Consider the following 12,009-nt stretch of genomic DNA (forward strand, 5'->3'; position numbering starts at 1 on the left):
GCACGACTGCTGGACTTACAGATGTGAATCAGAAACTCAATTAAGCCACTCGACTTGAAAGCTATAGCGCCCCAAGAGCGGAGCCAGGATTTCTTGGCCCGTTCCGGCCCTGATGCAGGCGACATGCCCACGGCGATTGTCCTGCACGACCTCAACAGCAATATTCGAAAGCCCAAGGCGCTCCACTTCTTCCTGGACTACTTTGGCAATCTCCCGCTGTTGCAAAGCAGGTTTGAATATCTTGCCCACGGCAGTCAGTGGCAACGCCTCGAGGATTTCAATGCGCTTGGGGACTGCTGCCCGCTCGCTGATATTGAGATGAGCGAACGCCTCAAGCTCTTCGGCGTTGCAGGTTTGCCCGGGGCGCAGTTGAACGTAGGCGACTGGCACCTCGCCCGAGTAGGCATTGGGGCTGCCGATTGCAGCGGCCAAGGCGACGGCGGGATGCGCCTGCAGAGCCTCCTCGATTTGCTTGGGATCGATGTTGTGACCGCCGCGGATGATCAACTCCTTCTTGCGTCCGGTCAGCCAGAAGTAACCCTGTGCATCCTGGCGACCCAGATCGCCCGTATTCAGCCAGCGCTGACCGTCGATATCGATCCAAAGGCCCTGGTTATGACGCTCCTCCAGATAGCCATTGAAGAGGTTCGGGCCACTGATCGTGATGAGGCCGATCTCATCCATGTTGGCGTCGCGCAGGTACTCTCCAGAATCATTGAGCACGATCGCGCGCATATTCTGGTAGGCGATCCGTATCCCGATGGAGCCGATACGGCGCTCGCCATGGGGCGGATTGACCGAGGAAACGCAGGCGCCCTCGGTAAGACCGTAACCCTCAAGGATCTTTAGCCCGGTCCGGCGCTCGAACTCCCGGAACAACTCAGCCGGCATGGGTGCGGCGCCACACATTGCATAGCGAAGGCTGGACAGGTCGCGGCCCTCACATTCATTTTGCAATAGTGCGGCATAGACCGTTGGCACACCGGAAAAGAAGTTGATACCGAAGTGCTCGACCATCTCCCAGAATCGCGGGATCACCCCCTCGCCACGATACCCATGAGGCGTCCCGAGAATCACATGGTCGCCTTGAGTCCAAGGCATCAGTCCCGTCACCAGTTGTCCATTGACATGAAACAGCGGCAGACCACAAAAGATCACCTGGCCACCGCTGCGTGGCTGCATATGAGCAGCCATGGCCCATGCATTGAATACTTCCGAGCCATGGGTACGCGCAGCGATCTTCGGGAGCCCGGTGGTGCCGCCCGTACAGATGTAGGAGGAGCACTCATCCTGGCGGATTTGCCGACCACTCTTCAGGTGTGTGTGCGGCTGAGTACTCATCAGCGATTGCCAATCGTGGATCGCGATATCTCGGTGTAAGTCTCGTTCCTTGAGTGCCGCTGCTTTCAGGCCCCCCCGCACGGGTTCGGCGACATAGGGCTCCATGCTGACCCAAACGACAGACCTGAGCGTAGGCAACTGATCCAGCTGCGAAGCCAATTTGGGCCACAGATCGCTGCCCGCCGTCGGCGCGAGCGTCACTACCACGGCTGCCTTCGCGGCATTCAGCAAGCCAGCCATCTGCTTGGCCTCGAGCAGCGGATTGATCGCCATGACAATGCCCGCCGCCTCCCCGCCCCATATCGTGAAATGGGTTTCCGGCAGATTGGGCAAGATAAAGGCAAGCACCTCGCCCGGCTTTATACCCAGGTCATCGAAGGCATTCGCCGCGCGGGTGATATCCCCGAAGAGCTGGGAGTAGTTCCACTTGTAGGTGCGCCTGAAATCCGCGGCATCGGCGAAGAAGCTAAGCGCCGGTGCCTGGGGGGAGCACCGGGCCGCCTTTCGCAGCGCTTCATAAGTGCTGCAAGCCAGGCCACGTTCCGACAGGGGGACTTGTTCGAGACTTTCGATGTCACTCAGGGTCTGCACAACCATCAGGCTTCCTCCACGACTCGGTTGCGTTGCACGCCGAGGTCGATCACACCATCGGCGCTGCGAATGCGCGCCTCGACCACGTCACCTGCCTTGAGATATTGCGTCCGACCTTCCTGCGCCTTGAGGAAAAGCTTCCATTTGGTGGCTTCTGGCATCAGGGCCGCAATACGCTGTTTGGCAGGCGAAGGAATCGTTAGCGCACAGCCGGCAGGCGTACCGGTGGCGATCAGGTCGCCAACGGCGAGATCGTGCACGGAGGAGAGTTCGGTAAGGGTTTCAGCGGGGCCATAAACCAGGTTGGCCGTGCTGTCGTTCTGTCGCACCTGGTCGTTGACCGTCAGGCGCAGCTGCAACTCTTTCAGGTAACTAATGTTCGTGGCATCCAGAAGGCAGAGGTACGGACCGACCGGGCCAAAAGTGCGGAAGCTCTTGCCCTTGTAGAACTGCATCTGCGGAATCTGTATGTCACGAGCCGAGTAGTCATTGACGATGACGACGCCTGCAATGAACTCATGCAGATTGGCGTCGGTGACAGCAACAGCGCCGGTGATCGCGCGTTTCATCACCAGCCCCAGTTCGATCTCGTAGTCGAGGAAGCGCACGGTGCGCGGCTTGATCAGGTCGCTGTCAGCCGCCACCAGGCAACTCGTCGCCTTGGTGAAGATCATGTTGAATTTCTTCGCATCCGGGTCCATGCCCGACTCGATCATGTGCTGACGGTAATTGGCGCCCTGGCAGACGAACTGCTGGTTACGGGTCACCGGCGACAGCAGTTTCACTTCGCCCTTCGCAAGCTCCGTACCTTTCAATTGAGCGAGGTCGTCGATACTGTTCTGGCGAATGAAATCACCGGTGGTTTCAAAAGCACCGGGGACAACCGTGATACGGTCTTGGCGCAGCACGCCCCAGTGGATACCGTTCTGAAATTCGAAGCGGACTACGTGTACAGCAGACATTGAAGGTACTCCAGGAGCGGCGTTTGTCCCGTGCTCGGCGGCGCGAGAACTGTGGTGTTGTTCTGAGGGGGGGCTGGCAACGCTGAAGACCAACGAGCCGCCGACGATCAAGGCGCTGGCTTTGAGCACATCCCGACGGCCATACCTTGTTGCATTGCCCGACATGGTGGCCGCTCTACCCGAACATCCGCATGAGTGTTATCAACTTGCGAATGCTCAAGTCCGGACTGCGTCGCAGGTTGCGCAACAGCGCACGCAGATTGGCCAGGCTCATCTTCGGTTTTGTAAAACGCTTGGGCATGCGCTGCCCCCACTGCGCCATTGCCTCGGGGCTCACGGGATGAATGCCCGTAGGCTGTGCAGCCGTGAAAATGTCCCCGTCGCAGTAATGCTCGTGCTTATCGCCCCAAGGGTCTTGCCAGTAATCGAAGATCTGACTGCCCAGAATGTGTCGGCCGATGCCCCATGAGTGCTCCCAACCGCGCTCGCGCAGGACGCGCTGCCCCATGCCCACAGCGTCTGCATCGACGACCTCATAGGCGCTATGGCTGTAGGTGGCCATGAACCCTTGCGCTATGGCGAGCGTATGGTGAGGTGCTGGAATTTCACCGAGATCAAGGCGCATGAAGGCGACAATAGGCGTGCCATCGGGGAGTACCTGCACATCGCTGGGAATAAACCCGAAATGCTCCGTATACCAGGCACAGGTCGTCTGGTAGTCAGCCACCTCGATGACGATGTGGCCCAGTTTGAGGACTTCTGACGGAGCAATCGGCGGGCGCTGCGTGGCGTTGATTCGCGGTTGCTCCTGCACCAGATTCCAGGGAAGAGGAGTTCTGTGTCCCAGCGTTATACCTGCAGTCTGGTCGCAAACCGCTTCCACAATGAAACCCGAAGGATCGGTCAATCTGACGTAATACCCACCACCAGGATGTTCTGATTTTTCTACCGATGACGCGCCGGGGATTCGCGTCAGTTTTTCCAGATCCTTGAGCGACTGGACTGCCAGTCCGAATCCAATAAAACGTGCATGTTCTGCACGATGGACACGGTAACAATATGCGGCGGGGTCGGCGGCGCGCAGGTAAAGCGTATCGGTGTCCTGCTGACTGACCGTCAGGCCGAAGTCATTCAGGAACCGCGCCGCCTCGTTCAAGTCCGGCCGCTGAAAGATCAGGTGAGTCAGATCCTGAGCCTTCACCGTCGGCTGCGGATGCCGGGCAGGTTGTGGTGTCGCTAACCGGGGCATTTCATTTTGGTTGGTCATTGTTGTTGTTTTCCGGGTTTTCAGGGTAAAGCCGTCCCCGCACCCCTGAAAATCCAGGGATGTCTGGTTGAGTCGGTTGACTAACTCAGTCGAGAGAAGGAAGTGCTGGCAACTCTGTGGTTGCCAGCGCACGAGCCTCCTCTGGTGATACACCCAACGCCCGCAGCACCAGCTCGGCCGTGTCAGAGCCCGATTCGCGCCACGTTCTGTGCCCTTCCAGCACCAGGAAAATCGAGCCGAGGACGCTGCTCGATATCAGCGTCAGTACAGAGAGCAATTGCTCCTTTTCAAACGTGTACCGCCCACTGGCCAGTCCGCTCAGAAGGTCCGTCGTCGCTTGGCTGCTGAACATTTCGCGCAACGAAGAATTGCTCATGGCGAATTTATGTATGAAGGCCCCCCACTGGGAGTCTTCGTGCGCTCGACGAATGAACAATCGAATGCCATTGGCAAGGCGCTGAGCCGGATCAGAGAGGGAATTGAAGCTCTTGTTGACGCGCTCATGCATCTCCTTCGCGAGATGGCTGGCGACCGCCTCGAACAGGCTTTCCATGCTGTCGATGTTGCTATAGACCGTTCCGCGCGCCACGCCCGCCTCTTGTGCGAGGTCGAGAATGTTCACTTGTGAGGTACCTCTTTCAGCGAACAGGCGAAAGGCGGCTTGATGAATGCGGCGCTGTGTTGGATTTAGGGATTCCACGGTTCTCTCTCCAGGATTACCTTATGGCCAGATTGAACACTCGTGTTCATTTTACGTCAACCATATTTTTAAGCATGTAGGTTTTTCTGCCTGAAAACCGGCCTACAACCTTAATAATCCGGATGTCATGATCGATGTCGCGAGGCCAATAAAAGCCCTGAACATTGACATAATTGAACACGCATGTTCAATTATGTCATAACTCAGGCTCGCCTTTTCGGCAAGCATCAAGCTCTGTCCGTCGATGAAAACTAGCGATGGCTGGCCGACTTTTTATTAGCTGAAGGACAGAACATGACCGGCTCAAAGCTCTTCAAACCGCTTCGTTTGCCTAACGGCACAGTGATTCCAAACCGAATCGCCAAGGCTGCCATGGAGGAGAACCTTGCCAATGAGGATCACGCTCCAGGGGAAGCGCTGGTTAAGCTTTATCGGCGTTGGGCGGACGGTGGAGCCGGCCTGATCATCACTGGCAACGTCATGGTTGATCGCCACGCCTTGACCGGACCGGCTGGCGTGGTGCTTGAGGACGATCGGAACCTGGGCGAATTCAAGCTATGGGCCGATGCTTGCCGCAGTCGCGGAGCCCAGGCCTGGATGCAAATCAATCATCCCGGACGGCAGCTATTGGCTTCCATGGGGCAATCGGCACGGGGCCCCTCTGCGGTGGCTGTCGACATTCCCGGACTATCAAAGGCCTTTGTGCCGCCCAGAGCCTTGAATGAGCAGGAGATCGAAGAGCTGATTGAGCGCTATACCCAGGCTGCGGTGCTGGCTGAGCGTGCCGGATTCACCGGCGTGGAGATTCACGCGGCGCATGGTTACCTGTTCAGCCAATTCCTTTCGCCCTTGACCAACCGGCGTAGCGACCGCTGGGGTGGCAGCCTGGAAAATCGTGCGCAAATTCTCCTGCGAACCATCGACGCAATACGCCTGCGAGTGGCACCGATTTTTTGCGTCGCTGTGAAGCTCAATTCCGCGGACTTTCAGCGCGGTGGTTTCGATGCCGAGGATGCGGCTCGGGTGGTGGAAATGCTCAACGCCAAGGCGGTCGACCTGATCGAGTTATCAGGTGGCAGCTACGAAAGCCCGGCGATGCAGGGGCAAACCCGCGACGGCAGCCGCTTGGCTCGAGAAGCGTATTTTCTCGAGTGCGCGGAAAAAATAGGAGAAATAGCGCGCATGCCGCTGATGGTCACCGGCGGTGTGCGCAGAAAGGAGGTCGCGGAGCGAGTGGTGAGCGGCTCGGTGTCGATGGTGGGGCTTGCCACTGCGTTGGCAATCGAGCCGGCCCTGCCAAGCCACTGGATGGCAGGTCAGGACACCGAAGTGGAACCGATCGTCGTCCGCTGGAAGAATAAGGCGCTGGCATCGCTTGCAGTGGCGTCGGTGATCAAGAAGCAACTCGGCTTGTTGAGCCAAGGCAAACAGACAAAACCCGGGGCGTCGCCACTCATGGCATTGATCGGCAATCAGTTGAAGTCTCGTCGCCAGGCGAAGAACTATCGGCAATGGATTGGCCGGGTTTAGCCGGCCGATGATGACTCAGCACTAGGGTAGCGGCTTATCGGCGATTCTCTTGGCTTTGGCAGGTGTTACGCCCAGAGCCTTGAGAATCATCTCGGCGACCCGCTGGTCGTGCTCCGCCACCACACGCCCTTCGACAACCGAGCGCATGGCGCCGGTTGTGCACGATACGACCATGTCCAGGGCGATCCCTTCGTCCTCGTAAGCGAAAATGCCCGCGCTCAAACCTTCACGCAGATCGCCCAGCACATGAGCAGCCAGGCGCGAGCGCATGGTTTGATCGGAATGGATGATGCGCAGCAGTGCATTGGCCCATTGATGGTCGTACGCGGCCCGGCATACGAACATGCGCACACCAATCGAAAGCCGCTGTGCACCGCAGTGCACGTCCGAACTCAGGGCAGAAATGGCATCGGAGAACTCGCTCGCCATGGCGATGCCAACCGCCTCGAGTACTTCGTCGCGCGTTCGAAAATAGTTGTAGATGGTGCCGTTGGATACCGCGGCCTCCGAGGCGACATCGAGCAGTGCAATCTCCCCCACCTCCTTACGCGCGACAAGACGCAATGCCGCATCCACCAGGCCGCGACGGGTGCGTTCACGCTTCTTGTGGCCCCGAGTGAGAGGCTCTTGCTCAGTTGCTTCTGAAGGAAAAGTGGGGGAAGGCATCTTCACGCTCTTAATCGAGGGGGCTCGTTGATGGTAATGGAAACGTTGTCGGCAGTGGAATCGGCGCTACCCATCAGCATCAGGCAGTCTCGAACCAGGCTGCCTGCATCGAAGCCGGGAGCGTGGTGCATGATGATACGGTCGGGGCGGATCGCGACGAGCGTGCCTTTGGCAGCCAGCGGCAGGATGTCATGGTTCAGGTCTTCGATGAAGTCGCAAGCGCTGTCGGAGCGCTGACCGCAGGGTCCTATCTGCAAGAAGTGACCGCCCATCTGTATCCAGGAAAAGACCTCGGCAGCGCTCAGCAGTGACGACGGGTCAACACCGAATCCAACCAGGGTCAGGTTGTGTCCAAGAGCATCGTCGCTCAGTTGGATCTGCTGTTGCGTGTTGCGAACCCAGGCCTGGGGAAACAGACTGCCACGAACCAGCTTGTCGCCACGACGATGCTGCACGAACAGACCGTGTTTGAAGATGTTCTTCGGCTTGATGTCCAGTTGCTCGAAGTACTTTCTGGTAGCGGGTGTCAACGCCAGCGTGCGCATCAAGCCGTGGACGAAGAAAGCGGCGACCTTGTTTCTCGGCATCACCAGACGGCCCATGAGTTTCGCCAGATTGATCATCGCCTGGGCATGAGGGCGGCGCTCTACGTCATAGGTATCGAGTACTGACGGCGCGGCTTGGCCGTGAAGGACCCAAGCCAGTTTCCAGGCGAGGTTGGCGCCATCTCGAAGTCCCGCTACGAGACCTTGCCCGACAAAGGGGGGGGTGATATGGGCTGCATCCCCGACAAGAAAAGTTCGGCCCTTGCTGAATCTGTTGCAGCAACGCGCGTGGAATCGATACACCGCCTTGCGCTCGATTTCCAGCTCCTGCGGATTGACCCAGGGCGCGATCAGCCGGGCGATGCTTTCCGGGCTTTCCAGCTCTTCCCGGGATTCGCCTGGGTGCAGCATGAACTCCCAACGCTCCCTTCCACCGGGCGCAGGCATGTGCGGCGTCGGGCGCCGTGGATCACAGAGAAACTCAACATGATCTATGGCTGACTTATGGCGGTTTTTGGCATCGACAATCAGCCAATCCTCTGCATAGGTTTGTCCTTCGAACTCCTGGCCAATCAAGGCCCTGACCCTGGAGCTTGCACCATCCGCACCGACCAGATATCGGGCGCGAACGTAATGCGTATGCCCGTCCTGGTCCCGTACGGAGGCGACGACACAATCCGGTTCCTCGACCAGATTCTCAAGCTCGAATCCTCCCAGGCTGGTCACTGACTTCAGCCGGGAGACCTGATTGCGCATCGCGTGTTCGAGGTCGGGTTGATAGAAAGTCACAAGCTTGGGATGACCGTCGATGCACCCCGCGGTATTGGCCCGACTGAATTGTCCGAGGACCGGGGAATGCATCTTCACTTCAGGGATAACGATCTTCTCGAAAGCGTCTTCCGACAATCCGGCGAGTTGCAGGATGCGAAGCGCCTCGTTGTCCAGAGCGATGGCACGGGGCATCAGCAAGACCTCATGGGTCTTGTCCAATACCAGCGTCGTTACCCCATAGCGGCCGAGCAGCGCCGCGATTGTCGCCCCTACCGGACCGTTACCGACGACCAGCACATCGACGGCGGTGGGAGGCAGTTCGGTACCTTTCTTGTTGTTGTTCATCTCGAGCCCTTGTTGTGATTGAAGTCGTGAGAGGTGGAGATCTCATCGTCAGGCAAGGTGAAGGTATGTAATATTGAGACATATTTCAATATTGAAATTTTCCTCATTAGTTTTTTTGAGATCGTTACCGCGCCGGGATGAGGTCATTCAGGCTGTGCCGAGGGCCAGTTTTCCGACCGGCGAGGCTTGGCTTCTGAGCCAATCAGCGTTGTTATTGAAGTAATGCCCCAGCGCTAGAAACTATGTTTTAGTCAGGAATCCAACGTGGCGCGTCCGCAGCCCCATCCGAACCCAGTCCAGCTCTGCTTCGTCGAGTTCGAGCTCGACGAGGCCAACGCCTGCTTGTTGCGTAACGGAGAAACCGTGGCGCTGGCGCCAACGCCCTTCACTCTGCTGTGCGTACTTGCGCGCCAGCCTGGGTCGCTGGTGACCAAAGATGCTTTGCTTGATGCCGTGTGGGGGCATAGGTTCGTCAGCGATTCAGTGCTGAAGACGGCCATCAGCGATCTGCGCAAGGTGCTGGGCGATGACCCAAGACAGCCCCGCTTCATTGAGACTGTGTCGCGGCGCGGCTATCGCTTCATCGCCGCGCCCTCCCCTGCGCCTTCGATGCCACCGGCATCCGCAACAGTGCCAGTGCCAGTGCCAGTGCCAGTGGCCGAAGCGTATCCATCACCGCCATTCATTGGTCGCACCGACAAACTCTCAAGACTGCAACGGGCGTGGGAACGGGCTTACGGCGGGCATCGTGCAGTGGTCTGGCTGGCCGGAGAACCGGGGATTGGCAAGACCACGTTGATCGAGCATTTCCTCGCCAGCCTTGGCGGCATCGCCTGCGCACGCGGCCATTGCGTGGAGCACTACGGCACCGGCGAGCCGTACCTGCCGGTGCTGGAGGCGTTGGCCGATCTGTGCCGCAGCGACCCCGCCTTGCCGACGCTGATGCGCGCCGTGGCGCCGACCTGGCTGCTGCAACTGCCGTGGCTGAGCACCGCGCAAGAGCGAGACGCGTTGCGGCGCGAGCTTGCCGGCATCGGTCCGGATCGCATGCTGCGGGAAATGGGTGAACTGCTGGACCGTTACACCGAGCAACGGCCGCTGTTGCTGATAACCGAAGACCTGCATTGGAGCGATCGGGCGACGGTCCAGCTCATTGACTATGTGGCGCGGCGACGTGGCCGCACTCGGCTTATGTGGCTGGCGAGCTTTCGCGTCGCCGAGGTGGTGGCGCTCGACCATCCGCTCAACTCGTTGCGCCACGAACTGCGCCTGCAACGTCTGTGCGAGGAAGTGGTGCTCGATCCGTTCTCGGAAACCGAAGTCGCTGACTATGTCGCGCTGCGTTCGACCTCTCTGGCCCGCGATGAAGCTTTCGTGCGTGCCCTGCACGAGCGCACCGACGGTGTGCCGCTGTTCGTGTCGTCAGTCATCAGTGAAGTGATGGACACCACGGACGACGACGCCACCATCGAGGCCCGGCTGGCGGGAATGGCGGTTCCCGAGAACCTCGCGGCCATCATTGACCACTACATCAGCAAGCTCGGGCCGGAGCAGCGTGCGCTGCTCTCGGCGGCAGCGGTATGCGGAGTCGAATTCCGGGTCGAGACGGTTTCGCTGGCCCTCGAGCGCGACCTCGCTTCGGTGGCCGACACCTGCGAGGAACTGGTGCGCGAGCAGGTATGGCTCACACGGTCGCGGGCCGCCGAACTTGAAGAAACGATGGAGCTACCCTACTCGTTCCGGCATGCCCTCTTCCGCCAGGTACTGTACGACCGCACACCGCGCTCATTGCGCACCCACCTTCATCGCCAGGTTGGCACTGCGCTCGAACGCGAGCGCATGGCCGGCGTGCCGGTTGCGGCCTCGGAGCTGGCGACGCACTTCGACCGGGCCCGGCAGCCGATGACCGCGCTGCGCTACTACGCCGAGGCCGCGGAAGCCGCGCTGCTGCACTTCAGCCCGGCCTTGTGCATCGGCCTCACTGAGCGCGCGTTGGTCCTGCTGCGCCAAGCGCCAGAAGGGATAGAGCGCGATACGCTCGAAATCACCTTGGCCACGCTGCAAGGCGTGTCGGCGTTCCATACGCTCGGTGTCGGCAGCGAAGCCAGGAACGCGTTCGAACGCGCCTACACGCTGCTAGCAGATGTACCCGAGCATCCAATGCGCGGTCGCCTGCTGCACGGACTCGGCTATCTGCTCGGTCTGCGCGGCGACTATACGCAGGCGCTGGCGGTAGCGGAACGCGCCGAAGCCCTCTCGTCCGAGGCGAACGATCCAGCACTGATGCTGGTGGCGTGCATCGTGCAGGGCGAGGTGCATCATCTCCAGGGTCGCACGCAGGCGACCCGCCGATGGCTGGAGCGCGCACTCGCAATCGCCGAGCCGCTGAACATCGGGGCGAACGAGATCTTTGCGGCCGATCCTCAGGTCATGCTGCACGGCATGCTGGCCATAGAACTCGTGCGCTCTGGCCTGGTTGAGCAAGGCCGGGCTCACATGCAACTGGCGCGGACCCGCGCACAAACACTTCGCCAGCCTATGACCTGGCTGGTCGCCACCTGGCAGGAGGTGTTGATCGAGGTGCGGATGGGAAACCCTGTGCGTGTGGCAGCGCTGGCTGACGACATGCAGACGCTGGTCGACGAGTATTCGCTCGCACTGGGGCGCACGGCTTGCCGCTGGTGGCGCGGCTGGGCCGACGCGCGCAACGGTGCGCCACGAGACGGCTACCGCAGCATCCGCGAAGCCTACGACGAACACACCGGACTCGGCATGCGATCCGGTGCCAGCGAGGTGCTCGGCTACGCCGCCGAAGCGTTGCTGCTGGCGGGTGATTGCGATGCTGCGCAAGTCGAGCTAGAAGAAGCCCTACGGGTGGGGGAAGAATTGGGCGAGCGCGTGTACCTGCCGCAACTGTTGCTGCTGGAGGCAACGATTGCGCGGATGCAGGGCCGGCTCGATGACGGCAGCACCGCGGTGCTGCGTGCGGTTGAGGAGGCTCGCGCCCAGGAAGCACCGTGGCTGGAGCTGCAGGCGTTAGTCGAATTGTGTGGGCACCACGACGCCACGGCGGAGGACCGTCAGGCCCTGGCGGCGCTGCTTGACCAGTTGCCCGAAACAGATGGAACCGAGCTGGTGAAACGTGCGCGCTCGCTGCTTCAGGCGGCAAAGTCTGATTGACGAGTCAAGGGCACAGACCTGAGGGAGCGGCGCTGTCCCGACCGAAGTCTGACCTTTCGCTTACGACTCCACCAGGGGGGACGGCCTACGCTGTCGTCGAACTTTCTTGCC

General features: G+C 59.9%; 8 protein-coding genes. 2 read left to right on the forward strand and 6 right to left on the reverse strand.

All coding sequences use genetic code 11. The annotated features are described in order from the left end of the window. Window positions 1–36 precede the first annotated feature (36 nt). From ACZ3HH_RS00125 to ACZ3HH_RS00140, 4 genes are all read right to left on the reverse strand, one after another. Window positions 37–1,938 (reverse strand): acyl-CoA synthetase, encoded by a 1,902-nt coding sequence (locus ACZ3HH_RS00125; RefSeq protein ID WP_465802047.1) that lies wholly within the window; start codon window positions 1,936–1,938, stop codon window positions 37–39. Then, window positions 1,938–2,894 (reverse strand): fumarylacetoacetate hydrolase family protein, encoded by a 957-nt coding sequence (locus ACZ3HH_RS00130; protein WP_465802049.1) that lies wholly within the window; start codon window positions 2,892–2,894, stop codon window positions 1,938–1,940. Before ACZ3HH_RS00130 ends, ACZ3HH_RS00125 begins: the two co-directional genes overlap by 1 nt. A 175-nt stretch (window positions 2,895–3,069) precedes the next feature. Further along, complete coding sequence (locus ACZ3HH_RS00135) at window positions 3,070–4,161, reverse strand: VOC family protein (protein ID WP_465802713.1); 1,092 nt, start codon at window positions 4,159–4,161, stop codon at window positions 3,070–3,072. A gap of 85 nt (window positions 4,162–4,246) precedes the next feature. Then, on the reverse strand, window positions 4,247–4,861 hold the full coding sequence (locus ACZ3HH_RS00140; protein WP_465802050.1) for a TetR/AcrR family transcriptional regulator: 615 nt from the start codon (window positions 4,859–4,861) through the stop codon (window positions 4,247–4,249). Between the two features lie 294 nt (window positions 4,862–5,155). Between ACZ3HH_RS00140 and ACZ3HH_RS00145 the strand changes: the two genes are divergently transcribed. After that, entirely contained in the window at window positions 5,156–6,391 is a 1,236-nt protein-coding gene (locus tag ACZ3HH_RS00145) for an NADH:flavin oxidoreductase/NADH oxidase family protein (protein WP_465802052.1), read from the forward strand. A 21-nt stretch (window positions 6,392–6,412) separates the two neighbouring features. Here ACZ3HH_RS00145 and ACZ3HH_RS00150 read toward each other — a convergent pair whose 3' ends face one another. Together ACZ3HH_RS00150 and mhpA are read right to left on the reverse strand one after the other, a co-directional pair. Then, window positions 6,413–7,057 (reverse strand): TetR/AcrR family transcriptional regulator, encoded by a 645-nt coding sequence (locus tag ACZ3HH_RS00150; protein WP_465802053.1) that lies wholly within the window; start codon window positions 7,055–7,057, stop codon window positions 6,413–6,415. Window positions 7,058–7,059: 2 nt separating this feature from the next. Continuing rightward, entirely contained in the window at window positions 7,060–8,718 is a 1,659-nt protein-coding gene (mhpA, locus tag ACZ3HH_RS00155) for a bifunctional 3-(3-hydroxy-phenyl)propionate/3-hydroxycinnamic acid hydroxylase MhpA (protein WP_465802054.1), read from the reverse strand. Between the two features lie 264 nt (window positions 8,719–8,982). Here mhpA and ACZ3HH_RS00160 point away from each other — a divergent pair, with 264 nt between their 5' ends. Next, window positions 8,983–11,898 carry an AAA family ATPase gene (locus tag ACZ3HH_RS00160; RefSeq protein ID WP_465802056.1) on the forward strand — a complete coding sequence of 972 codons (2,916 nt, stop codon included), beginning with the start codon at window positions 8,983–8,985 and terminating at the stop codon, window positions 11,896–11,898. Window positions 11,899–12,009 lie beyond the last annotated feature (111 nt).

It is taken from the genome of Pseudomonas sp. PME37.24/025 (assembly GCF_055556615.1).

Bases quoted from the DNA above. Each gene is read 5' to 3' on its own strand.
- ACZ3HH_RS00125 (WP_465802047.1), bottom strand. From the start codon at position 1,938: ATGGTTGTGCAGACCCTGAGTGACATCGAAAGTCTCGAACAAGTCCCC.
- ACZ3HH_RS00130 (WP_465802049.1), bottom strand. From the start codon at position 2,894: ATGTCTGCTGTACACGTAGTCCGCTTCGAATTTCAGAACGGTATCCAC.
- ACZ3HH_RS00135 (WP_465802713.1), bottom strand. From the start codon at position 4,161: ATGACCAACCAAAATGAAATGCCCCGGTTAGCGACACCACAACCTGCC.
- ACZ3HH_RS00145 (WP_465802052.1), top strand. From the start codon at position 5,156: ATGACCGGCTCAAAGCTCTTCAAACCGCTTCGTTTGCCTAACGGCACA.
- ACZ3HH_RS00150 (WP_465802053.1), bottom strand. From the start codon at position 7,057: ATGCCTTCCCCCACTTTTCCTTCAGAAGCAACTGAGCAAGAGCCTCTC.
- mhpA (WP_465802054.1), bottom strand. From the start codon at position 8,718: ATGAACAACAACAAGAAAGGTACCGAACTGCCTCCCACCGCCGTCGAT.